Source organism: Streptomyces sp. NPDC004031 (genome assembly GCF_053604375.1).
Genome location: NZ_JBSGHL010000004.1, coordinates 51,223 through 74,147 on the forward strand (window position 1 = coordinate 51,223; position 22,925 = coordinate 74,147).

The 22,925-nt window shown below is 74.3% G+C and carries 18 protein-coding genes and 1 riboswitch; of the genes, 9 read left to right on the forward strand and 9 right to left on the reverse strand.

The annotated features are described in order from the left end of the window. The first annotated feature begins 148 nt into the window (after nt 1-148). The 7 genes from ACWERV_RS03540 to ACWERV_RS03570 all read left to right on the forward strand — a co-directional run bounded on the left by ACWERV_RS03540 (nt 149) and on the right by ACWERV_RS03570 (nt 9,064). Nucleotides 149-613 (forward strand): MarR family winged helix-turn-helix transcriptional regulator, encoded by a 465-nt coding sequence (locus ACWERV_RS03540; RefSeq protein WP_398184434.1) that lies wholly within the window; start codon nt 149-151, stop codon nt 611-613. Between the two features lie 85 nt (nt 614-698). Next, a complete protein-coding gene (locus ACWERV_RS03545) occupies nt 699-1,376 on the forward strand; it encodes an NAD(P)-dependent oxidoreductase (RefSeq protein ID WP_452928189.1) in 678 nt (225 codons plus the stop codon). 108 nt (nt 1,377-1,484) lie between these two features. Further along, on the forward strand, nt 1,485-2,150 hold the full coding sequence (locus ACWERV_RS03550; RefSeq protein ID WP_452928192.1) for an epimerase: 666 nt from the start codon (nt 1,485-1,487) through the stop codon (nt 2,148-2,150). A gap of 100 nt (nt 2,151-2,250) precedes the next feature. Continuing rightward, nucleotides 2,251-2,994: an HAD family hydrolase gene (locus ACWERV_RS03555; RefSeq protein WP_452928194.1), complete on the forward strand. Its 744-nt coding sequence runs from the start codon at nt 2,251-2,253 to the stop codon at nt 2,992-2,994. After that, entirely contained in the window at nt 2,991-5,354 is a 2,364-nt protein-coding gene (locus ACWERV_RS03560) for a glycoside hydrolase family 65 protein (protein ID WP_452928197.1), read from the forward strand. Before ACWERV_RS03555 ends, ACWERV_RS03560 begins: the two co-directional genes overlap by 4 nt. Before the next feature lie 68 nt (nt 5,355-5,422). Further along, on the forward strand, nt 5,423-6,826 hold the full coding sequence (sthA, locus tag ACWERV_RS03565; protein ID WP_452928200.1) for a Si-specific NAD(P)(+) transhydrogenase: 1,404 nt from the start codon (nt 5,423-5,425) through the stop codon (nt 6,824-6,826). A 147-nt stretch (nt 6,827-6,973) separates the two neighbouring features. Continuing rightward, the gene (locus ACWERV_RS03570) at nt 6,974-9,064 is read left to right on the forward strand and encodes a cellulose binding domain-containing protein (RefSeq protein WP_452928203.1); all 2,091 of its coding nucleotides are present in this window, start codon (nt 6,974-6,976) and stop codon (nt 9,062-9,064) included. An 81-nt stretch (nt 9,065-9,145) separates the two neighbouring features. Here the strand turns inward: ACWERV_RS03570 and ACWERV_RS03575 are convergent, their stop codons facing one another. The 4 genes from ACWERV_RS03575 to ACWERV_RS03590 form a co-directional block, all read right to left on the reverse strand. Continuing rightward, nucleotides 9,146-10,180: a PHP domain-containing protein gene (locus ACWERV_RS03575; RefSeq protein WP_452928205.1), complete on the reverse strand. Its 1,035-nt coding sequence runs from the start codon at nt 10,178-10,180 to the stop codon at nt 9,146-9,148. 85 nt (nt 10,181-10,265) lie between these two features. Next, nucleotides 10,266-11,099 carry a GH25 family lysozyme gene (locus tag ACWERV_RS03580; RefSeq protein ID WP_452928208.1) on the reverse strand — a complete coding sequence of 278 codons (834 nt, stop codon included), beginning with the start codon at nt 11,097-11,099 and terminating at the stop codon, nt 10,266-10,268. A gap of 109 nt (nt 11,100-11,208) precedes the next feature. Continuing rightward, nucleotides 11,209-11,856, reverse strand: coding sequence for a DUF4232 domain-containing protein (locus tag ACWERV_RS03585; protein ID WP_452928212.1), 648 nt, complete (start codon nt 11,854-11,856; stop codon nt 11,209-11,211). A gap of 240 nt (nt 11,857-12,096) precedes the next feature. Next, nucleotides 12,097-12,705, reverse strand: coding sequence for a DedA family protein (locus ACWERV_RS03590; protein WP_452928215.1), 609 nt, complete (start codon nt 12,703-12,705; stop codon nt 12,097-12,099). A 315-nt stretch (nt 12,706-13,020) separates the two neighbouring features. Between ACWERV_RS03590 and ACWERV_RS03595 the strand changes: the two genes are divergently transcribed. Then, nucleotides 13,021-14,121, forward strand: a complete 1,101-nt coding sequence (locus ACWERV_RS03595; protein WP_452928218.1) for a hypothetical protein — start codon at nt 13,021-13,023, stop codon at nt 14,119-14,121. 23 nt (nt 14,122-14,144) lie between these two features. Here ACWERV_RS03595 and ACWERV_RS03600 read toward each other — a convergent pair whose 3' ends face one another. The 3 genes from ACWERV_RS03600 to ACWERV_RS03610 all read right to left on the reverse strand — a co-directional run bounded on the left by ACWERV_RS03600 (nt 14,145) and on the right by ACWERV_RS03610 (nt 15,995). Further along, complete coding sequence (locus ACWERV_RS03600; protein WP_452928221.1) at nt 14,145-15,230, reverse strand: P1 family peptidase; 1,086 nt, start codon at nt 15,228-15,230, stop codon at nt 14,145-14,147. 28 nt (nt 15,231-15,258) lie between these two features. After that, entirely contained in the window at nt 15,259-15,603 is a 345-nt protein-coding gene (locus ACWERV_RS03605) for a hypothetical protein (protein WP_398184474.1), read from the reverse strand. Nucleotides 15,604-15,674: 71 nt separating this feature from the next. Next, on the reverse strand, nt 15,675-15,995 hold the full coding sequence (locus ACWERV_RS03610) for a DMT family transporter (RefSeq protein WP_398184477.1): 321 nt from the start codon (nt 15,993-15,995) through the stop codon (nt 15,675-15,677). 31 nt (nt 15,996-16,026) lie between these two features. Beyond that, nucleotides 16,027-16,087: riboswitch (guanidine-III (ykkC-III) riboswitch) on the reverse strand. Between the two features lie 252 nt (nt 16,088-16,339). On the opposite strand from ACWERV_RS03610, the gene ACWERV_RS03615 reads away from it, so the two are divergent. Further along, nucleotides 16,340-18,019 carry a GDSL-type esterase/lipase family protein gene (locus ACWERV_RS03615; RefSeq protein ID WP_452928225.1) on the forward strand — a complete coding sequence of 560 codons (1,680 nt, stop codon included), beginning with the start codon at nt 16,340-16,342 and terminating at the stop codon, nt 18,017-18,019. Here ACWERV_RS03615 and ACWERV_RS03620 read toward each other — a convergent pair. Both ACWERV_RS03620 and ACWERV_RS03625 read right to left on the reverse strand, forming a co-directional pair. After that, the gene (locus ACWERV_RS03620; RefSeq protein ID WP_452928228.1) at nt 18,009-19,826 is read right to left on the reverse strand and encodes a CocE/NonD family hydrolase; all 1,818 of its coding nucleotides are present in this window, start codon (nt 19,824-19,826) and stop codon (nt 18,009-18,011) included. The two genes, ACWERV_RS03615 and ACWERV_RS03620, sit on opposite strands and share 11 nt — an antisense overlap. Before the next feature lie 32 nt (nt 19,827-19,858). Then, nucleotides 19,859-22,738 (reverse strand): glycosyl hydrolase family 95 catalytic domain-containing protein, encoded by a 2,880-nt coding sequence (locus tag ACWERV_RS03625; RefSeq protein ID WP_452928231.1) that lies wholly within the window; start codon nt 22,736-22,738, stop codon nt 19,859-19,861. Nucleotides 22,739-22,925: the final 187 nt, after the last annotated feature.

The following is a 22,925-nucleotide window of genomic DNA, read 5'->3' on the forward strand; positions in this document are numbered from 1 at the left end:
GGCACGGCGGCACGTTGCCCGCGAGGGCACGTAACAAGCGTTAACAATAATTGCAGACGCGGATTAATTGCAAGCGCGTTAGAGTGGGGCGAGTGCGCACGGCAGCGGAGCCGGGCGCCGGACCGCCCGCACCGGGCCAGGAGGAGCGATGACCGCCACGGATCCGGCCATGACCGCACTCGCCGGCGGGTGGTGCGCGCTGTCCCTGCTGCACGGCCGGATCGAGGCGCACATCGAGCGCGCGCTGCAGACCGACCACGACCTGAGCGTCCGGGAGTTCTCGCTGCTGGACGTGCTCAGCCGGCAGCACGACGGCGACGGCGGCCATCTGCAGATGAAGCAGGTCGCCGACGCGGTGGTGCTCAGCCAGTCCGCGACGACCCGGCTGGTCACCCGGCTGGAGGAGCGCGGGCTGCTGTCGCGCTACCTGTGCCCGACCGACCGGCGCGGCATCTACACCGACGTCACCCCGGCCGGGGCCGACCTGCTCGCCGCCGCCCGTCCGACCAACAACGCGGCGCTGCGCGAGGCCCTCGACCAGGCCGCCCAGGACCCGCAGCTCGCCCGGCTGGTCAGCGCCGTCGAACACCTCGCCGACCCGGTCGGCGCCTGACACCCCGCCCCGCCCGCGCCGTGCCCGGGTACGGTACGAGCGGGGCCGCGGCCCGGCGTGCCGCCGCCCGCGTACCCCGCCGGACATGCAGCGGCACCGGACACGACAGCAGCGGGAGGACGCCGTGCGGATCGCGGTCTTCGGCAGCAGCGGCGCGACCGGGCGCCAGGTGGTCGCCCAGGCGCTGGCCGCCGGGCACGAGGTGACCGCCTTCGTGCGGGACCCGGCCAAGGCGCCGCCCGCGCGCGCCGGGCTGACGATCGCCGTCGGGCAGGTGACGTCCGACCAGGAGGCGGTGACCGCCGCGGTCACCGGCAGCGACGCCGTGATCGTGGCCCTGGGCACCGCGCGCACCTGGCAGGGCCTGCGGGCGCCCGCCGTCATGGCCGAAGCGGCGCCGCGGATCGTGGCGGCGATGCGCGCCGCCGAGGTCTCCCGGGTCGTGTGGCTGTCCGGCCTCGGCGTCGGCGACACCCTGGCGGAGGTCCCGCCGGTGCCGCGGCTCGGCTACCGGCTGCTGCTCGGCCGGGTCTACGCCGACAAGGCCGCGGGCGAGCGGGTGCTGCGCGACAGCGGCCTGGACTGGACGCTGGTCTACCCGGTGATGCTCACCAACGGCGCCCACACCCGCCGCTACCGGCACGGCGAGAAGCTCGACCTGCACGGGACGCCGACCGTCTCCCGGGCCGACGTCGCCGACTTCCTGCTGGGCCGCGCCGTCACCGGCGACTACCTGCACAAGATCGCGGTCGTCTCCGACTGAGCGGTGAACCAGGCCGCCCGCCAGGGGAGTTACCATCGTCCCTCCGCGGGTGCCGCCGGCGCCCGGCCAGCGGTGACGGCGGATGCGGGAAGGCGGCGGCGGTCCGCGATGAAGGTGGTTGTCTTCGGTGCCTCGGGCATGGTCGGGCACGGGGCGCTGCGCGCCGCGCTGCGGGACGAGGGCGTGACGGAGGTGGTCGCGGTCGGCCGCGGCCCGCTCGGCACCGCCCACCCCAAGCTGCGCGAGGTCACCCACTCCGACTTCGCCGACCTGTCCCCGGTCGCGGCCGAGCTGGCGGGCGCGGACGCCTGCTTCTACTGCCTGGGGGTCTCCACCACCGGGCACAGCGCCGAGGTCTACCGCCGGGTCAGCCACGACTTCCCGCTCGCCGCCGCCCGGCTGCTGTCGGCGGGCAACCCCGAACTGACCTTCACCTACGTCTCGGGGGCCGGCACCGACAGCACCGAGCAGGGCCGGGTGGCCTGGGCGAGGATCAAGGGCGGCACGGAGAACGCGCTGCTGGCCATGGACATGCGCGCGTACATGTTCCGCCCCGGGTACATCCGCCCGGTGGACGGCGCCGTCTCCCGCACCCCGCTCTACCGCACCGTCTACCGGCTGACCTCGTGGCTCTACCCGCTGGCGCACCGGCTGGTGCCGGACCGGGTGACCACCACCGAGGTGCTGGGCCGGTCGATGCTGGCCGCCGTACGGCTGGAGGGCGCGGGCCCGCACATCCTGTCCACCCGGGACATCAACCGGCTGGGCGGCTGAACGCCGGGCCCGCCCGGACGGCGGGCGGCCGTTCGGCGAGTCGGGCGGACTTCCGAGGCGGCTGACATACCCGGCCCGGTCAGCGGGCACAAGCTGCGTCATGACCGAGATCGGCCTTCCCGACGGCATCCGTGCCTGCCTCTTCGACCTCGACGGTGTGCTCACCCCGACGGCGCTGGTGCACGCCGCCGCCTGGAAGGACACCTTCGACGCGGTGCTGCGCACCATCGAGGGCCCGGACTTCCAGCCCTTCGACGCCACCGCGGACTACGACACCTACGTGGACGGCCGGCCGCGCGCGGACGGGGTGCGCAGCTTCCTGTCCTCGCGCGGCATCGAGCTGCCCGAGGGCGAGGAGGACGACCCGCCCGAACTGAACACCGTGCACGGCGTCGGCAACCGCAAGAACGTGCTGGTGCTGGAGAAGATCCGCGAGGAGGGCGTCGCGCCCTACCCCGGCTCGGTGCGCTACCTGGAGGCGGTGCGCGCCGCGGGGCTGCGCACCGCGGTGGTCTCCTCGTCCGCCAACTGCCGGGACGTGCTGGTGGCCGCCGGGATCGAGCAGCTGCTCGATGTGCGCATCGACGGCAACGTGGCCCGTGAGCGGGGCCTGCGCGGCAAACCCAAGCCCGACACCTACCTGGAGGCGGCGAGCGACCTGGGCTTCGGCCCGGACGAGTCCGCGGTCTTCGAGGACGCGCTGGTCGGCATGGACGCCGGGCGCGCCGGGCGGTTCGGCCGGGTCGTCGGCGTGGACCGCACCGGGCAGGCCGAGGAGCTGCGCCGGCACGGCGCCGACGTCGTCGTGACCGACCTCGCCGAACTGCTGGAGCCCGCCCGGTGATCACCGACCCGGCCTACGAGGTCTCACCGTGGAGCCTGCGCGAGCTGGAGCTCAACCTCGACCTGCTGCCGCAGAGCGAGTCGGTGTTCGCGCTGTCCAACGGCCACATCGGCTGGCGCGGCAACCTCGACGAGGGCGAGCCCAACGGCCTGCCCGGCACGTACCTCAACGGGCTGCACGAGCTGCACCCGCTGCCGTACGCCGAAGCGGGCTACGGCTACCCGGAGTCGGGCCAGACGGTCATCAACGTCACCAACGGCAAGCTGATCCGGCTGCTGGTCGACGACGAGCCGTTCGACCTGCGCTACGGCACGGTCCGCAGCCACGTGCGGGAGCTGGACCTGCGGGCCGGGGTGCTGCGCCGCGAGTGCGAGTGGGTCTCGCCCGCGGGGCGCGCGGTGCGGGTGCGCTCGACCCGGATGGTGTCCTTCCGGCAGCGCGCGGTCGCCGCCATCGCCTACGAGGTGGAGCCGCTGGACGGCGAGGTGCGGCTGGTGGTCCAGTCGGAGCTGGCGGCCAACGAGGAGGTGCCGCACTCCCCCGGCGACCCGCGGGTGTCGGCCGCGCTGTCCTCGCCGCTGATGGGCGAGGAGCACTCCGCCACGGGCACCCGGCTGCGGCTGGTGCACTCCACCACCCGCAGCAACCTGCGGGTCGCGGTGGCCGCCGACCACCGGGTGGAGGGCCCGGCGGGCACCACGCAGGTGTCGGCGGACTCCGCCGACGACGTGAGCCGGCTGACCGTCACCTCGGTGGTGGGCGCCGGGCAGGCGCTGCGGCTGGAGAAGTTCGTCGCCTACGGGTGGTCGGCGACCCGCTCGCTGCCCGCGCTGCGCGACCAGGCCGACGCCGCACTGGTGGGCGCCAGGGACACCGGCTGGAAGGGCCTGCTGGACCAGCAGCGGGCGTACATGGACGACTTCTGGGACCGCGCCGACGTCGAGGTGGACGGCGACACCGAGATCCAGCAGGCGGTGCGCTTCGCGCTCTTCCACGTGCTCCAGGTCGGCGCGCGGGCCGAGGAGCGGGCCATCCCCGCCAAGGGCCTGACCGGCTCCGGCTACGACGGCCACACCTTCTGGGACGCCGAGACCTTCGTGCTGCCGCTGCTGACGTACACCTCGCCGCGGGCCGCCGCGGAGGTGCTGCGCTGGCGCCGCAACACGCTGCCCGCCGCGAAGGAGCGGGCCCGCCAACTGGGCTTCGCCGGCGCCGCCTTCCCGTGGCGGACGATCAACGGCGAGGAGGCGTCCGGCTACTGGCCGGCCGGCACCGCCGCCTTCCATGTCAACGCCGACATCGCCGACGCGGTCGTGCGCTACGTCGCGGTCACCGGCGACGAGGACTTCGAACGCAGCACCGGGCTCGAACTGCTCGTCGAGACCGCCCGGCTGTGGCGCTCGCTGGGCCACCACGACCACGCGGGCGCCTTCCACATCGACGGGGTGACCGGACCCGACGAGTACAGCGCGATCAGCGACGACAACGCCTACACCAACCTGATGGCGCAGGCGAACCTGGAGGCCGCCGCGGACGCCGCCGAGCGGCACCCGCGGCATGCCGCGGAGTTCGGCGTGACCGACGAGGAGACCGCGGCCTGGCGGGACGCCGCGGCGGCGATGGCGCTGCCCTACAACGAGGGCCTCGGGGTGCACGAGCAGTCGATGGGCTACACCCGGCACCAGATGTGGGACTTCGGCCGCACCGACCCCGAGAACTACCCGCTGATGCTGCATTACCCGTACTTCGACCTCTACCGCAAGCAGGTCGTCAAACAGGCGGACCTGGTGCTGGCGATGTACCTGCGCGGCGACGCCTTCACGCTGGAGCAGAAGGCCCGCAACTTCGCCTACTACGAGCCGCTGACCGTGCGCGACTCGTCGCTGTCGGCCTTCGGGCAGGCGGTGATCGCCGCCGAGGTCGGGCATCTGCAGCTGGCGTACGACTATCTCGGCGAGTCGGCGATGATCGACCTGGAGGACCTGGAGAACAACGCGCGCGACGGGCTGCACATCGCGGCGCTGGCCGGCACCTGGACGGCGCTGGTCGCCGGGCTCGGCGGGATGCGGCTCTTCGACGGCGGCCGGCTGCGGTTCGCGCCCCGGCTGCCGGAGACGCTCAGCCGCATCTCCTTCCGGCTGCTCTTCCGCGGCCGCCGGCTGCGGGTGGAGGTCGGCCGCGGCACGGCGACGTACACCCTGGCGTCCGGCGAGCCGCTCCAACTCGTCCACTACGGGGAGGAGTTCACCCTCACCACGGACAAGCCCGCCGAGCGGGAGCTGCCCGCGTCCGAGCACCGCCCGCCGCCCGCGCAGCCGCCGGGCCGCGCGCCGCTGCGGCGCCCGCAGCACCCGAAGTAGCCGCGCCGCCGGGCCCCGCGCGTACCGAAGCGGTGACGCCCGCGCGGCCCGGCTGACAGACTGGCCGGGTGCGCGACTACGACATACTGGTGATCGGTTCGGGCCCCGGCGGGCAGAAGGCGGCCATCGCGGCCGCGAAACTCGGGAAGCGGGCGGCCCTGGTCGACCGCTCGGACCGGCTCGGCGGGGTGTCCCTGCACACCGGCACGATCCCGTCCAAGACGCTGCGCGAGGCGGTGCTCTACCTCACCGGCCTCAACCAGCGGGATCTGTACGGGCAGAGCTACCGGCTCAAGGAGGACATCACCGTCGCCGACCTGACGGCCAGGACGCAGCACGTCGTCGGCCGCGAGGTGGACGTGGTGCGCAGCCAGCTGTCCCGCAACCGCGTCACGGTGCTGGACGGCACCGGGCGCTTCCTGGACGAGCACACCGTGGCCGTGACGGACGCGGGCGGCCAGGAGCGGGTGGCGACCGCCGACCGGATCGTCATCGCGACCGGGACGCGTCCGGCCCGCCCGGCGAGCGTGGAGTTCGACGACCGCACCGTGATGGACTCCGACAGCGTGCTGCGCATGGAGCGGGTGCCGCGCTCCATGGTGATCGTCGGCGCCGGGGTGATCGGCATGGAGTACGCCTCGATGTTCGCCGCGCTCGGCAGCCGGATCACCGTGGTCGAGCAGCGCGAGGGCATGCTGGACTTCTGCGACGCGGAGATCGTCGAGGCGCTGCGCTACCACCTGCGCGACCTCGGGGTGACCTTCCGCTTCGGCGAGACCGTGGCCGCGGTGGAGCGGCACGAGAACGGCACCCTGACGGTGCTGGCGAGCGGCAAGAAGATCGCGGCCGACGCCGTCATGTACTCCGCCGGACGGCAGGGCCTGACCGACGGACTGGCGCTGGACAAGGCGGGCCTGGCGGCCGACAAGCGCGGCCGGCTCACGGTGGACGAGCACTACCGCACCACGGTGCCGCACATCTACGCCGTCGGCGACGTCATCGGCTTCCCAGCGCTCGCCGCGACCTCGATGGAGCAGGGCCGCTGCGCCGCCTACCACGCCTTCGGCGAACCGGCGCACGCGCTCGCCGACCTCCAGCCGATCGGCATCTACACGATCCCGGAGATCAGCTTCGTCGGCCGCACCGAGGACGAGCTGACCGACGCCTCGGTGCCCTTCGAGGTGGGCGTCTCGCGCTACCGCGAGCTGGCCCGCGGCCAGATCATCGGCGACGCGCACGGCATGCTCAAGCTGCTGGTGTCCCCGCAGGACCGGCGGCTGCTGGGTGTGCACTGCTTCGGCACCGGCGCGACCGAGCTGATCCACATCGGGCACGCCGTGATGGGCTGCGGCGGCACGGTGGACTACCTGGTCGACGCGGTCTTCAACTACCCGACGCTGGCCGAGTCGTACAAGGTCGCCGCGCTGGACGTCACCAACCGCATGCGGCAGATCGACCGGCTCGGCGCCTGACGCCTGCCGCGCGCGTCCGGGCGCGGCAGGGGAGCCGTTCCCGGTCCGCGTCCGGGCATTGACAACGGGGGTCGCCGTGTCAAATATGGGAGCGCTCCCACGCACCGCGCACACCCCCACGTCACGCCTCGCGAAGGTGAGAGACCGTTGCGTCCAGGCATTGCGAAAAGCTCCGCACATCCGCGCAGACGGCTCGCCGCCTGCGCCTCCGCGCTGGCGCTCGGCGCCGCGCTGCTGGCCGGCGGCGGTACCGCGCTGGCCGACGACCCCGGCGCCCCGGCCCCGCAGGCCGTCGGCGTCACGGTGAACGCCGCCGAGGGCCAGGGCACCATCCCGGGCACCGCGTACGGGCTCAACAGCGCGGTGTGGGACTCGCAGATGAACGTCCCCGAGGTCCAGGACCTGCTGTCGGCCGCGAACATCGGCATGATGCGCTACCCCGGCGGCTCCTACGGCGACATCTACCACTGGGTCGACAACACCGCCCCGGGCGGCTACGTCGCACCCGGCACCGACTTCGACGCCTTCATGGGCACGGTCAAGAAGATCGGCGCGCAGCCCATCCTCATCGCGAACTACGGCTCGGGCACCCCGCAGGAGGCCGCGGACTGGGTGCGCTACGCCAACGTCACCAAGAACTACGGCGCGAAGTTCTGGGAGGTCGGCAACGAGCTGTACGGCAACGGCCACTACGGCAGCGGCTGGGAGACCGACAACCACGCCGACACCTCGCCGACGGCCTACGCGCACAACGTCGCCGACTACGCCGCCGCGATGAAGGCCGTCGACCCGACCGTCAAGGTCGGCGCGGTGCTGACGCTGCCCGGCAACTGGCCGGACGGGGTGATGGCGGGCGGCGAGACGTCCGACTGGAACCACACGGTGATCCCGCTGATCGCCGGCAAGGCCGACTTCGTCATCGTCCACTGGTACCCGGGCGGCTCGGACGCGGCCGGGATGCTCAACACCCCCTCCCAGCTGTCGGGTGAACTCGCCCAGCTGCACGACCAGCTGGCCGCGGGCGGCGCGGCGGACATGCCGGTCGCGCTGACCGAGCTGAACTCCAACGTCTTCGAGGACACCCAGCCCAACGCGCTGTTCGGCGCGGACGCGTACCTCACCGCGCTGCAGAACGGCGTCTTCACCGTCGACTGGTGGGACACCCACAACGGGCCCGGCGCGATCAGCACCGCCCCGGACGGCGCGACGGACTTCAACGACTACGGCATCCTCTCCAGCGGCACCTGCGTCGGCGACGTGTGCGAGCCCCCGCTCAACACGCCCTTCGCGCCCTACCACGCCATCTCGATGCTCAGCCATCTCGGCACGCCCGGCGACCAGCTCATCGGCGCGGCCAGCGGCAGCCCGCTGGTGGCGGCGCACGCGGTGCACCGCAAGAACGGCGACCTGAGCGTCATGCTCATCAACAAGGACCCGGCCAAGGCGCAGACCGTGGCCCTGAGCTACCAGAACTTCCTGCCGGACGGCGGGGCGGCCACCGTCGACACCTTCCGCGACCAGGCCTCCTCGATCGACAGCGCCACCGCGCCGAACACCGGCAGCTGGACGCTCCCGCCGTACTCGATCACCACCGTGACCGTGCACCCGAAGGCCGGCACCGGCTCGGCCCTGAGCGCACCGGGCGCCCCGAAGGTCACCGCCGCGGGCGCCACGACCGCGACGGTGAGCTGGACGCCCTCGACCGGCGGCAAGGTCGACCGCTACGAGGTCTACCGGCAGATCGGCGCCAACAGCGAGCTGGTGGCGACCTCCACCGGCACCTCGGCGACCGTGTACAACCTGGTGCCCGGCAGCACCGGCACCTGGAACATCCTGGCCAGGGACTCCAGCGGCCACCTGTCACGCCCCTCGGACCCGCTCACCGTCCGCACCGGCACCCCGCAGGACTCCACCTGCAAGGTGTCGTACGACCTGACGGCCGGCTGGGGCAACGGCTTCAACGCCAACGTGACGGTCACCAACACCGGACCGGCGACCATCAACGGCTGGACGCTCGCCTTCACCTTCCCGAGCAGCGGCGAGTCGGTCAGCGGCTTCTGGAACGCGGTCCTGAAGTCCGACGGCAGCCATGTGACGGCGACCCCGGTCGACTGGAACGCCACGCTCGCCCCGAACGGCGGCAACTCGGCGACCTTCGGCTTCACCGGCGCCAACAACGGCGCCTACCAGCCGCCGACGGTCTTCACACTCAACGGGACGGTGTGCACCACGGTGTGACATCCTTCCCTTCCCGGGACTGCCTGCCGCACCCGGCGCCTGTCAGGGGCGCCGGGCGCGGCAGGTGCTTTTCCGCGCCCCTCACGGCGGGGGCCTGCCGCCGCTCCAGGCGAGCAGCCGGTCGGCGGTCCAGGTGGTGACGACGCGCGCGGCCGGGATCCCGGCCTCCTCGGCGCGCGCGCAGCCGTAGGCCTGCCAGCCGAGCTGGCCGGGCGCGTGCGCGTCGCTGTCGATCGCGAAGAGCACGCCCGCGTCCCTGGCCAGGGCCAGCAGCCGGCGCGGCGGGTCGAGCCGCTGGGGACTGCTGTTGATCTCCACCGCGGTCCCGGCCTCCGCGCACGCGGCGAAGACCGCCGCGGCGTCGTAGGAGGACTCCGGACGGGTGCGGCGCTCACCGATCAGCCGGCCCGTGCAGTGGCCGAGCACGTTCACCAGCGGGTTGCCGACGGCGGCGAGCAGCCTGCGGGTGAAGGCGGGAGCGGCCATCCGCAGCTCGGAGTGCACCGAGGCGACGACGACGTCCAGCCGCGCGAGCAGTTCGTCGTCCTGGTCGAGCGAGCCGTCCGGGAGGATGTCGCACTCGATGCCGGTCAGCAGCCGGAAGGGCCGGGGCCCCCGGGCGAGCTGCTCGTTCAGCTCGGCGACGGTGTCGAGCTGGCGGCGCAGCCGGTCGGCGGTCAGCCCGTGGGCGACACGCAGCCGCGGCGAGTGGTCGGTGAGCACCGCCCACGTGTGGCCCTCGGCGCGGGCGGCCCGCGCCATCACGGCGATCGGGCTGTTGCCGTCGGACCAGTCGGAGTGCAGGTGGCAGTCGCCGCGCAGCGCCGCGTGCAGGGCGGCGCCGGCCGGGGTGAGCGGGCCGCCGTGGTCGCGTTCGAGGTCGGCGAGGTAGCCGGGGACGCGGCCCTGGGCGGCCTCGGCGAGCACCGTGCCGGTGGTGCTGCCGATGCCCTTGAGATCGGTGAAGCGGCGGGCCGCCGTACGCCGCTCCAGCTCGCCGGGCGGCAGGGCGGACAGTACGGCGGCGGCGTTGCGGAACGCGCGGATGCGGTAGACGGGCGCGTCGGCGCGTTCCAGCAGGAAGGCGATCCGCTCCAGTGCCTCGATCGGCTCCATGGACAGCGGTTTCCCGGCCCGGCCCCGTGCGTAACGGGGCGGCGTGCCGGGTCACACGTTCGGGACCCCGGCCGGGCGGGCGCCGTCAGACGTTGGGCACGTGCAGGGCGTCCCACGTCTCGCGGCCGGGCGGCCACTTGAGCGCGTCGCCGGACCAGCCCTTGTGGTGCTCGGTGTTGTACTTGCGCTGCCAGGCCTCGTAGGAGGCGATGTCGCCGGAGCCGATGACATCCTTGTTGGCCGTGCTCCGGTAATGGTTGCAGCCGACCGCGACCAGCCGGTCGTGCATGGCGGCCACGACGGGCGAGCGGCGCCCGGTGGTGAACCACGCCGAGCCCGGGAAGGGCTCGTAGCGCGGTGCGGCGGCGCTCCCACCCGCCCAGGTGTGCAGGGCCGCGCGGTCGGCGAATTGCCCCACGTTGCGGTCCAGGCCGCCGGCCTCGCTGTACTGGTGGAAGAGCCAGGGATGCTCGACGCGCGGGTGGCCCTTGGGCGCCGAGGGGTCGGCGATCCACAGGCCGTCGGCGCAGTAGGACGTGCTGTCGCGGTGCAGCCAGAAGTCGCGGTTGCAGTACAGGACGACGCGGTACTCGGGTGCCTTGGCCTTGACGTGCTTGAGCCAGGCGTCCTTGTCGGTGCCGGAGACCCCGGCGTCCTCCCAGTCGAAGGCCAGGAAGTCCCCGGTCTTCGCCCCGGCGTGCGCCAGGAAGTAGTCGGCCTGGGCGCTCACCGAGCCGGGCCGGGCGAAGTGGTAGTGGCCGACGACCAGGCCGTGCCCGCGGGCGGTCGCGACCTGCCCGGCGTGCCTGGGGTTGGTGTAGCTCGATCCCTCGGTGGCCTTGACGACGACGAAGTCCAGGCCGCTGGTGCTGTAGTCGCTGCTCTGGTACGAGGCGACGTCGATGCCGTTGACCGTCACGGCGGTCCCTTTCCGTGCTCGTGCGCTGGTGCGGTGGTGCGGGGTGGTGCGGTGGGTCTCGGGGTCTCGGGGTTCGCGGAAGGCGGTCGGTCGGAGGGGGCGGGGCCGGTCAGTGCACGGGGCCGACGTCGAAGGTGTCGCCGCAGACGACGGGGTTCTTCGTGGCCAGCGTCATGGACTGGGTCGACCCGGGCGGGTAGACCATGATCAGCGTGGGCGTCCGCCAGCAGCCGCCGTCCCTGACGCCCTGGTTGAGGGTGTGCAGGTCGGCCTCGACGGTCTGGCCCGGCGCGATCCGCACCGCCGCCGCCTTGACCGTCTGGCGCGTCGCGGGCTTGCCGATGACGCTGCCGTCGCCGCGCAGCAGGGAGACGCCCGGGAAGCCATTGAGGACACAGGCGTGGCCGGTGGTGTTGGTGAAGTCCAGCGGGTAGTAGATGTTGCCCGCGCCCGGGTCGCCGCGCCCCAGGGTCATCTTGAGGTCGGTGACCGTGCAGCGGGCGGTGGACTGCTGCTGCGCGCCGCCGGAGGAGCCGGACGAGCCGGAGGAGCCCGCCGAGGCGGAGGACCCGGTGGTGGCCGGGGGCTCCGGAGTGGCCGTGGCCTGACCGTCGGACGTGCCGTCGGTGGGCGTCGCGGTGCCGGAGGTGGCGGCCGGGGCGGACTGCGAGGTGTCGTTGCCGTCGGCGGAGGGCGCGGCGGCCGAGCCGTCACCGTTGCCACCGCAGCCGGTGGCCGCGGCGGACAGCAGGGCCACCGCCGCGGCGGTGAGGACGGCCGGACGGCGTCGCGACCGCGGTCGCGGCCGGTCCGCCGTCCCGGAGGGAGAAGACGAGTTAGCCATACTGCTCGGTTTCTCACGCCGGGCCGGTTTCGAACCTCGTCCGGCTCGATTGTTGCTGTTTCCGCACATTGTCACCGCGCGGAACTGCCGAAACAGCATGCTCGTACGACCCACGTACATGCGTACGGCCCGGGTGGACGCGGCCCGTCGGCGTCAGTCGTGCTCGCGGCGCCGCTTGCGGACCTGCCACACCACCAGCGCCACCACCACGATGACGGCGACCACGACGGCCACCGCCGTGCCCGCGGTCTTCTCGACGCGCTTGTACGCGTTGCCGGCGAAGTAGCCCAGCAGGGTGAAGCCGACGCCCCACACCAGCCCGCCCAGCGCGTTGAAGAGCAGGAACGTCGGGTAGGGCATCCGCGAGATACCGGCGAGCGCGGGCATCATCGCGCGGAAGAAGGCGATGAAGCGCCCGAGGAAGACCGCGGCGGGGCCGCGCCTGCGGATCAGGTCGCGCGCCTGGTCGATCCGCTCGCGGTGCCCGCGCAGCGTCCTGACCTCCAGGATGCGCGGCCCGTACCGCCGGCCGATCTCGTACCCGACCGAATCCCCGGCGACGGCCGCCAGCACGACCACGGCGGCCAGCCAGTACACCGAGACCCGGCCCTCGTTGGCGATCACCCCGCCCAGCACCACGGCCGTCTCGCCGGGCAGCACGAAGCCGAAGAAGAGCGCGTCCTCACAGAAGACGAGGGCCCCCACGACGGCGTAGACCGCGGGGCCGGACAAGCGCGAGAGCCAGTCGGTGATGGAGTGCATGGAGGAAGCCTTCCCCCGCTCGCCCGCCTCCCCGCACCCGCGGCGCGGACGGGTCGGCGAGGAGCGGACGGCCACGGCCACCGGAGCGGGCGCGCGGAACCCGGCGTCCGGGACAGGTGTGCCGAACGTGGCGTCAGGGGCGGGTGTGCGGGGCAGACGTCCGGAGCAGGTGTGCGGGGCGGGTGTGCGGTGGGTGAAAAGGGCGTTGGGCGCGCATTCACACACTCCTCACCGGAAATTACCTCTCCCGGCCGCAACGGGACGGGCCCCCGGCTCGTCCAATGAGTACGGGCACGTGGCAGGAGGCGGGGAGCTATGGCGGGGGCGGGGAAACGGGCCGTACGGCGGGCGGGGGCGGCGGGGGCGGTGGTCGCCGCCGTGCTGGTGTGGCTGCCGGGGACGGCGCAGGCGGCGCCGGGCGATCCGCCGGGCGGGTGGACGCTGGCCACCTTCACCGCGCAGCCCTCCGTGACGGACTACGCCGACCGCACGATGACGCTGGCCGGGCGGCTGGACCGCGCCGACCGGGGGGACGGCGGCCCGCGCGAGCCCGCGGCGGGCGCCACCGTGGACCTGGTGGCAGGTGATCCGTCCGGAGCCGGCGCGCAACTGCTGGGCACTGTGACGACCGGCCCCGGCGGCGTCTTCCGGCTGCCGGACGCGCGGATCGGCCTGCGGCCGGCGGACGCGGGCCCGGGGCCCTGGACGGTGCCTGTGCACGCGCTGCACCGCACCCCCGGCCCCGGCGGCGGCACTTACGGCGACTGGGACGCCGAGGCCGCGGTGGACGTCACGGCGGTGCCCAGCGCCGTACGGCTGACGGCCGCCTACACGCTGGGCGAACCGGCCGCCGAGGGCCGTACGGTCACGGCCTCCGGTCTGGTCGAACGCGCCGCGGACGGCGGCTGGCTGCCGGCCGCGGACGTGCCGGTGCGGATCGCGTACCAGACCGCGGACGGCTCCGCGCCGGTGGTCCGCACCGTGCGCACCGGGGCCGACGGGCGCTTCACCGCGGACGTCACGGCGAGCGCGGCGGGCACGGCCTCCACCTCCCTGGAGGCGGCCGACGACCCCTACCTCGACGCGAGCGGCGCCGCGCCGCAGACCCTCCAGGTCCCCGTGCCGCCCACCGGCCCGGCGCCGGCCACCACCGCGTCCGGCACACCGACGCACCGTGCGGCCCCCGCGGCGCACCACCGCACCGCGGCGCCCACCGCGACCGCCACCCGCGGGCCCGCGGCCGCCCCGGCTCCCTCGCCGAGCGCCCCGCGCGCCGTGCAGGAGCCCGGCAGCCTCGCGATGACCGGCTCCGGCGGCTTCACCCGCGCGGCCTTCCTGACCGGCGGCAGCACCCTCGTCGCCGCGGGTCTGCTGCTGGTGGTGGCCCGCCGCCGTATCACCCGCGCGGCGGGCTGAGCACCGGCTGTAGGTGTACGGGCTCAGCTGCCGTACAGCTCCCGGTAGGAGGGGAAGTCGCCGCCCGGACCGGTGACGGACTCGGCCGCCAGCACGGCGTTGCCGATGGCGCGAGCCAGGGTGTCGGCGCCCGCCGCGAAGATCGCGTCCAGGGCGCCCGCCGCGAGGTGGACACCGAAGGCCGGGTCGGCGGCGGGCGCGCCGGGCGGGAGGAACGGGCGGGCGCCGGTGGCCATCGCGAAGACGGCGTCGCCGTCGGAGAGCAGGTGCACCGGGCGGATCGCGCGGGCCAGCCCGTCGTGGGCGGTCCCGGCGAGCTTCTGGGCCTGGGAGCGGGAGAGGTCGGCGTCGGTGGCGACGACCGCGAGGGTGGTGTTCACCGGACCTGCCACCCGCTCGGCGTAGCGCGCCGCGGCGGCGCCGAGGCGGTCGCGCGCCCGCTCCCGTACGTCCTGCGGCACGGGCGTACCGCCCGGGGCCGCGGACCAGAGCAGGCCGGTGGCCGGGTCGACGGCGGAACCCGCCGCGTTGACGACCGCGAGGGCCGCCACCGTGACGCCCGAGGGCAGCACGGCGCTCGCGGTGCCGGTGCCGCCCTTGAGGCCGCCGACGACCGCGCCCGTCCCGGCGCCGGTCGCACCCTGCGGCACGGGCGCCCCTTCCGGCGCCGAGGCCGCGTCCGCGGCGGCGGCGCGGCCCATCGCGGCGTCCGGGCGGGCGTACCAGTCGCCGCCGCGCCCGAGGTCGAAGAGCGAGGCGGCGGGCACGACCGGCACCACGCGCCCGGGTCCGCCGACCCGGAAGCCGCGGCCCTGCTCCTCCAGCCAGAGCGCGACGCCCGTGGCCGCGTCGAGGCCGAAGGCGCTGCCCCCGGACAGGACGACGGCCTCGACGCGCGGGACGATGTTGCGCGGGTCGAGCGCGTCGGTCTCCCGCGTGCAGGGGCCGCCGCCGCGCGTGTCGACGGCGGTCACGGCGCCGCCGGGCGGGGCCAGCACGACGGTGACACCGGTGAGCCAGCCGTCGCCGGTGCGCTGTGCCTGGCCGACCCGCAGTCCGGGCACATCGGTCAGCGCGTCGGCCGCGCCGGGTACGGTGCCGTTCTCCATGGGATCCCTTCCTCTTCCCCGGTGGCCGTCAGGCCTCGTCGTCCGGCCGCGCGCCCGGTACGCCGTGCGCGTCCAGCGCGGCCAGGAAGGCGCCGACGTCGGCTGGGGTGACCAGCGGGCGGACCCGGTGGCCGACGTCCAGCAGCACACCCTCGCTCTTGCGCATCCGGCCGGGGTCGAGGCTCGCCCACACCGTCCAGCTCGCGGTGCCCCACAGCCGCAGCTGCCCGGTCGTCGGGCCGAGCCGGACCCGCTTCGCCGCGGCGAGCGAGCCGTAGCGGATCTTCTTGGTGCCCCAGGGGAAGTAGTAGCCGCGGATGCGTATCGCGTCGTCGGTGCAGCTGATCCAGGTGTCCCGGTAGGTCGCGGTCATGGCTCCAGTGTCCTGCGGGGCGCGGGGAGGCAGAAGCCCCCCGCCCCCGGAGCCGCCGCGTGCGCCGCCGGTCAGTGGCCCGAGGTGGCCTTGAGGCCGACGACGGCGACGATCAGCAGGGCCACGAAGAAGATCCGCGCGGCGGTCGTGGGCTCGCCCAGCAGCAGCATCCCGGCGACGGCCGCACCGGCCGCGCCGATCCCGACCCAGACCCCGTAGGCGGTGCCGATGGGCAGCGTACGGGCGGCCTGCGCGAGCAGCAGCATGCTGGCGGCGATGCCCGCGCCGGTGGCCACGCTGGGCCACAGCCGGGTGAAGCCGTCGGTGTACTTCATACCGACCGACCAGACGACCTCGAGCAGACCTGCGACGACAAGAAGGACCCATGCCATGACGGCACCTCCGTGATGGGGAATGTACGGGGGTGCGCCGTCTTTGCAGGGTCCCGGTACGACGCGCTCGTCGGGTTCCCCCAAGAGTAGCAAATACCGCCATTACGGTCAGGGGATCAGGAGCGGCCGTCCTCCACGGCGGTGTTCCTCGGCAACCGGACCCCGCCCGATCCCACCCGATCCCACCCAGAGATCGGATGTCAGGCGACTTAATCACCAACGAAGGCCGCCGCAAGCCGCGTTGACCGGGTAATCATCCGAACTCTGTTCCGCCGTACGGGTGTCGGCAGGGCTCCTGCGGGGAATGAGCGTGCCGGAATCCCCCACACCCACAGGAGGCACCTGTGCAAGGTCATGTGCGCCAGTTGCGACGCACCGCGGTCCTGGCGACCGCCGCCCTGACCGCCGGACTGTTCCTGACGGCCCTTCCCACGCGTGCGACCGCCGCCACCCCGGCCGCACCCTCCCCCCACTCCCCCGCCGCCGCACCGTCCGCGGCGTCCGCGGCGGCCGCCGCGGACGGCTGGACCGGCAGCTGGTCGGTCTCCCCGCAGAGCGGCGGCCCCTCGTACGACCACCAGACGCTGCGGCAGATCGTGCGCACCAGCATCGGCGGCAGCGCCGCCCGGCTGCGCATCTCCAACGCCTTCGGCTCCGCGCCGCTGACCGTGTCCGACGTGCACGTCGCGCGCCGCACGTCCGGCTCCTCGGTCGACACCGGCACCGACCGGGCGGTCACCTTCGGCGGCGCGTCCACGGTGACGGTGCCCGCGGGCGGCACCGCGGTCAGCGACACGGTCGGCTTCGCGGTGCCCGCGCTGGCCGACGTCGCCGTCAGCCTCTACCTGCCGCAGCCCACCGGCTCGGCGACCTACCACCAGCAGGGCACCCAGACCAACTACACCGCGAGCGGCGACGTCAGCGGCTCCGGCAGCATCAACGTGAGCGGCACCAGCGGCAGTTACTCCTTCCTGACCAACCTCGACGTGCAGAACCCGGCCGCACAGGGCGCGGTGGCGACGCTGGGCGCCTCGATCACCGACGGGGTCGCGTCGGCCCAGGACTCCAACCGCCGCTGGCCCAACGACCTCGCGGCGCGGCTCGCGGCGAGCGGCCGCACGGTCGGCGTACTCAACCAGGGCATCAGCGGCAACAAGCTGCTCAGCGACGGCGCCGGACAGAGCGCGCTCAACCGCTTCGACCGGGACGTGATCGGCCAGCCCGGGGTGCGCTGGGTCGTCTTCTCCGACGACCCGATCAACGACCTGGGCGCGGGCAACCGCCCGAGCGGCGACCAGCTGATCGCCGGGCTCCAGCAGCTCATCACCCGCGCCCACCAGGCGGGCATCTCCTTCCTGTGCTCGACGCTCACGCCCTTCCAGGGCTCGGGCGGCTGGACGCAGCAGGGCGAGGACGCGCGGGCGCAGATCAACGCCTTCGTCCGCGGCGCGGGCAGCGGCTGCGACGGCGTCGTGGACCAGGACACCGCGACCCACGACCCCGCCAACCCGGCCCGCTACCTGCCCGCCTACGACGCGGGCGACCATCTGCACCCGAACGAGGCGGGGCTGCAGGCCATCGCCGACGCGGTGGACCTGTCGCTGTTCGGCCCCGCCGGGCAGCCCGGCGGCAGCTGGATCGCCCTGCGGTCGCACGCCAACGGCAAGTACGTGACGGCGCCGAACGGCGGCGCCTCGCCGCTCATCGCCGCGGGCACCTCGGCGGGCACCGCCGAGCAGTTCGACCAGGTCAACCTGGGCGGCGGGCACATCGCGCTGCGCGCGCACGCCGACGGCAAGCTCGTGACGGCGGAGAACGCGGGCGCGGCCGCGCTGATCGCCAACCGCGACGCGGCCGGCGCGTGGGAGACCTTCACGCTGCTCCACAACCCGGACGGCAGCGTCACCCTGCGGGCCGAGATCAACGGCCGGTACGTCACGGCCGAGGCCGCCGGGGCGCAGCCGCTCATCGCCAACCGCGACGCGATCGGCCCGTGGGAGGAGTTCGACCTGGTCATGCCGTGACCGGCAGCACCACCCGGGAGGGGCGGGCCGCGTCGCGGTGGACGGTGCGCCCGCCCGGCGGACCGGCGACGTCCCAGCGCGGGCGGCTGCTCGCCGCGACGTGCAGCCGCACGCGGTGGCCACGGCGGAAGACGTGCGCCGTCGACCACAGGTCCACGTCCACCTCGCGCACCCCGTGCCCGCCGGCGGCCGGCACCCGCCGCACGCCGTCGGTGAGCACGCGCGAGGTGCCGTCGGGCGCGACGTCGCACAACCGGACCACCCAGTCGGCGGGCCCGGTGTCCGCGGCCGCGAACAGCGTCGCCCGGACCCGGCCCGCCACCTCCAGCGGCGCGGTGAGCGGCGGGCCGGTGTGCACCAGCACGTCGCGGCGGGCCTCGACCTCCCGCTGGTCGGCGGGACCGGCCGGATGCCCCTCGGTGAGCAGCAGCGCGCCGCCCCGGGTCGGGACCGGATCGGCGGGGTCGTGCCGGAAGGACGCGGACGCCTCGTCCGCGTCCGGCGGCACGGCGGTCAGCCCACCGCCCGCGCGCAGGTAGAGCGCGGTCTCGACGGCGGCCGGCGGCCACCGGTCGAGTCGCCGCCACTCGTCGGCCCCCATGACGAAGACCAGCACACCCCCGAGCGCAGGGGGCAGGTCTCCGTCCGCCGCCGGAGCAGGTGCCGGGGACGTCCCCCCGCGAGCCGCAGGAGCGCGCCGCGGGGACAGGCCCCGGTCCGCCCCGGGAGCGGGTGCCGGAGCGGTGCCGCCGGGCTTCCCGGTGGGCCCGGCGGCATCCGCGCCCTCTGCTGCGGCGGCAGGACCCTCGTCCCCCGTCCCCACGGGGCCCGACACGTCCGGCGGAGCCGCGTCCTCGCCCCTCTCGGCGGGGACGGACTCCTCCGTCAGGACCGAGGTGAGCCACTCCAGGGTGCGCTCGCGCAGTGACGGGCCGCCCGCGAGTGTCGCCTCGTCGGCGGCCGGGCCGAAGTCGTGGCCGGTCAGGCGGCCGGTGCGGTCGTCGTGGGTCCAGGGGCCGACGACGAGGTCGGCGGGGTGGCCCGCCGCGCGGGCCGCGGTGTGGTTGTCGAGGCTGCCCTGGAGGAAGGCGTCGTACCACCCGGCGACGGTGAGCGTGGGCACCGCGGGCCCGGGGCGGACGGCGGGCACGGGCGGCAGCGGCGGGCCGCCGGGTCGTCCGGGCAGCGGGAGGCGGCGCAGCACGGCCGGCTCCCACCGCCCCGCGGCGAGCCCCTCCCGGGCGCGGTCCAGCTCCCGCAGGGCGCGGTCGCGCCCTGCGGGGTCGGCGGCGTACCGGCGGCTCAGCACCTCGTGGCCGAGGCCGAGCGTCCACTGGGCGAGCAGCCCGCGTTCGGCGGCGCCGCCGCGGGCGGCGAGCCCGTCGTAGGGGTCGGCCCAGGTGAACTCCGGTACGGCGGCGGCCAGTTCCGGCGGCCGCGCGGTGATCGCGGCCCACTGGGTGTGCCCCAGGTAGCTCGGCCCGTACATCGCCACGCGCCCGTCGCAGCCCGGCAGCCGCGCGGCCCAGCGCACGGTGTCGTGGCCGTCGTCCCGCTCGTGGACGAGCGGCTCCCACGTGCCGCCGGAGTCGCCGCGGCCGCGCACGTCCTGCACGACGACGAGGAATCCGCGCCGCAGCGCGGCCTCGGGGTCGAGCCGGGCGAGCACGCCGGGGTCACGCCGCCCGTACGGGGTCCGTGCCAGCAGCACGGGCCACGGCCCGCCGCCGGACGGCCGCCGGACGTCGGCGTGCAGCACCGTGCCGTCCCGCATGGCGGCCCGTACGGTCTCGGGTTCCCCCGGCATGCCCGTTCTCCTTCTCTCCGGACGGCGGCCGGTCAGCCGATCGTCAGATCGTCGACGTACCCGCGGTATCCGCCGCCCGCGCCGCCCGGGTGGTCGTAGCCGATCAGGACGCGGGCGATCTGCTTGCCGGAGCTGTGCGCCGCGAGGTCGACCGTCACGTGGTTCCAGGTATCGGGGGTGAGGTGGCCGCACTGCTGGGCGGGGTGGGCGCGGGTGCCGTTCTGGTCGGTCGCGCCGGAGTCGCGCAGGGTGCTGTCGTCGGTGAAGACCAGGTCGACGGCGACGCACTCGCTCTCCGCCGAGCCCGCGGGCACCCACGGGGTGGTGGCGTGGGACTGCGGGTAGATCCAGTAGCCGAGCGTCTTCGCGGTGCCGACGGCGAGCGGCGCGCCGGACAGGTCGAAGACCTTCAGGTAGGCGTGCGGCGAACTCCCGGCCGCGGAGCCGGAGTACATCAGCGCCGATCCGCCGGTGTGGGCGCTCTCGCCGGTGCGCACCCCCGCCTGCGGGCCCGGGGCGTCGCCGTTGATGCCGGTCACGCCGGTGGCGTTGCCGTCCGTGGTGTCGACGGTGTCGGTCCAGGTCGGCTGTGCCTGTCCCGGTTCGAGGCCGGAGGCGAAACTGCTGCTGGTGCCGCCGCTGCCGCCGGACGACCCGAGCGGCTGGGCGAGTTCGGTCTGCACGGTGGCGTAGGAGGTGCCGGGGGGTGCCAGGGTGACGGTCTCGCCCGCCGTGGTGGGCAGGGTGATCCGGGTGCCGGTGACCGTCCCGGCGCCGTTGCCGTCGCGGTAGACCTGGACGGCGCTGCCGGGCCAGGGGTTGGTGAAGGTCAGGTCGCCGCCCTGCTGGCTGACCGCGCGCACGTACTGCACGGCGTTGCCGGAGCGGCCCGCGGAGACGAGGAAGCCGCCGTCCGCGAGCAGGTCGCCGAACTTGGCGTCGGTGCCGGACGGCCAGTCGGGGAAGACCTTCACGTCGTGCTGGAAGGACTGGAGCAGCATCTCGTCCAGGCCCGAGGTGGTGACGTTGAGGTTCTCGATGCCCCCGCCGCCGTGGTGGACGCCGAGGTTGGGGTAGCTGTTGGCGGTGGCCTCGGTGTGCAGGTGGGAGAGCACCGTGGCCGGGTCGTAGCCGACGCGTGCGGCGGCGGCGTAGAAGGTGGCGGGGGCGTTGCCGCCGTGCCATGCGGCGGTGAGCTGCCCGACGGTGTTGCGGGCGGTCTGGAGGAGCGCGGGGGCGCTGTCCAGGCCGACCTGGCCGCCGGGGTAGACGGCCTGGATGTCGATGTCGTTGCCGTCGTTGACGAAGCCCGCGCCGGTGGACGTCTCGCGGAAGACGCTCTGGCCGTTCTGCGTCATGGTCGGCAGCGGCGCGAGGTGGGCGTCGATGTCGCTCCAGGTGGCGCGGGTGCCGGCGTCCTGGCCGAGCGCGGTGGAGATGTCGACCAGGCCCTGCATGAGCAGGTGCACCAGGCCGAGCGACAGGATGCTGTTGGTCTGCGGGTAGGCGTTGTCCTCCTGCGGCGCGTCGTTCTCGATGACGTACGTGCCGGAGGAGTCCTTGGTGAGGTAGTTCTGCCAGAACAGGCCGACCTGCTTGAGGAACGGGTAGACGGTGGCGGCGTACGCGGTGTCGCGGGTCTGCTCGTAGCGCATCACCATGTCGCTGGCGAGGTTGGCGGCGTTGGACTTCTGGTTGTGCAGGTTCATGTCCGCGCTGGTGGCGTTCGGCGAGATGCCCACGGGGTAGAGCACGCCCTGGAAGCCGTTCTGCGCGGCGAGTTGCTGCCCGCGGCTCGTCCAGTCCAGGACGGGTTTGTCGTACGCGGCCATCTGGTCGATGTGGTTGGTGGTCAGGGCCGCGTAGAAGGGCGCCTGGTAGTTGTAGTTGGTGTGGTAGTCGCCGTTCCAGTTCATGTTCCCGGTGATCCAGTTGCCCCACAGGCCGGGCGCGTACTTCCCCGGCCGGGAGACGCACCCGAGCAGGTAGAGCGAGCCGTACCAGCTCTTCTCGACGGCCTTGTCGGGGATCTGGACGTAGGACCGCGACCAGTACGACTGCCACCAGGCGCGGTGGGCGGCCTGGTGGCTGTCCACGTCGCCCTGGGTGAGGCTGCCCACGAGGGCGTCGGCGGCGGCCTGGTAGCCGCCGGTGTCGATGCTGGACCGGATGCCCGCGACCAGGGTGGACGTCGTGCCGGGCTGGAGGGTCAGGGTGAGGGTGCTGCCGGAGATGCTCTGGCTCTGGCCGATGGTGCGGGCGGCGATCCTGGCGTGCGGGTCGCCGCTGCCGCCGGTGTCGGCGACGACGTCGGCGTCCAGGTCGTTGCAGGTCGTGGTGACGGCGGGGGCGCCGCCGAAGCCGTTCTGCACGGTGATGGCGATCTGCTGGGTACTGCCGCCGGTGAGCGCGAAGGACGTGACCAGGACGTCGCGGTTGGCGTCCACCCAGCTGGTGGTCCGCAGCGTCTGGCCGTTCTTGGTGTAGGTGCCGCGGACCTCGGCGTGGGCGATGTCCTGGACGACGTCGTAGCTCGCACCGGCGAGGCCGCCGGCCTTCACCACGACGCGGCCGAGCGGCTTGACGGCGTGGCTGGTGGCGGACCAGAAGTCGTTCTTGCCGAGGTAGAAGGTCTGGTTGTCGATGGAGCCGCCGATCGCCACGCCGACGTCGCCGTTGCCGAGTTCGGGGGCGTCGACGGTGCCGCCGCCGGTCAGCTGGGTGGGCGGGGAGGTCCATTCGCCCTGGTAGCGGGACACGGTGGTCCAGCCCTGCGCCGCCGTGACCGGGTCGGTCGCGGCGGCGGGGTCGGCTGCGGCGGGTGGGGCCAGCGCGGCGGTCAGCGTGGCGCCGACCAGGGCCGCGGCTGCCACCGCGCCCGTCGCGCGGAGAGCCGGCCGGGTGAGCCTCATGGGCTGCTGCCTTTCTGGGTACGGGACGCCGCCGCGGCAGCGGCCGTCCGCCGGTCGCCGCGGACCGCGCCGGTACCGGGTCCGGCTCACCCGATACATCGGATGACTGAGGGGGCCGGAGGGCGGTGGAAACACGGGGGCGACAGCGCGATGACAGCGTTGTCACACTCGCGGGGCGGCGCAGATC

Bases quoted from the DNA above. Each gene is read 5' to 3' on its own strand.
- ACWERV_RS03545 (WP_452928189.1), top strand. From the start codon at position 699: ATGCAGCGGCACCGGACACGACAGCAGCGGGAGGACGCCGTGCGGATC.
- ACWERV_RS03610 (WP_398184477.1), bottom strand. From the start codon at position 15,995: ATGGCATGGGTCCTTCTTGTCGTCGCAGGTCTGCTCGAGGTCGTCTGG.
- ACWERV_RS03625 (WP_452928231.1), bottom strand. From the start codon at position 22,738: ATGAGGCTCACCCGGCCGGCTCTCCGCGCGACGGGCGCGGTGGCAGCC.
- ACWERV_RS03590 (WP_452928215.1), bottom strand. From the start codon at position 12,705: ATGCACTCCATCACCGACTGGCTCTCGCGCTTGTCCGGCCCCGCGGTC.
- ACWERV_RS03575 (WP_452928205.1), bottom strand. From the start codon at position 10,180: ATGGAGCCGATCGAGGCACTGGAGCGGATCGCCTTCCTGCTGGAACGC.
- ACWERV_RS03550 (WP_452928192.1), top strand. From the start codon at position 1,485: ATGAAGGTGGTTGTCTTCGGTGCCTCGGGCATGGTCGGGCACGGGGCG.
- ACWERV_RS03620 (WP_452928228.1), bottom strand. From the start codon at position 19,826: ATGCCGGGGGAACCCGAGACCGTACGGGCCGCCATGCGGGACGGCACG.
- ACWERV_RS03600 (WP_452928221.1), bottom strand. From the start codon at position 15,230: ATGGAGAACGGCACCGTACCCGGCGCGGCCGACGCGCTGACCGATGTG.
- ACWERV_RS03595 (WP_452928218.1), top strand. From the start codon at position 13,021: ATGGCGGGGGCGGGGAAACGGGCCGTACGGCGGGCGGGGGCGGCGGGG.
- ACWERV_RS03605 (WP_398184474.1), bottom strand. From the start codon at position 15,603: ATGACCGCGACCTACCGGGACACCTGGATCAGCTGCACCGACGACGCG.
- ACWERV_RS03540 (WP_398184434.1), top strand. From the start codon at position 149: ATGACCGCCACGGATCCGGCCATGACCGCACTCGCCGGCGGGTGGTGC.
- ACWERV_RS03555 (WP_452928194.1), top strand. From the start codon at position 2,251: ATGACCGAGATCGGCCTTCCCGACGGCATCCGTGCCTGCCTCTTCGAC.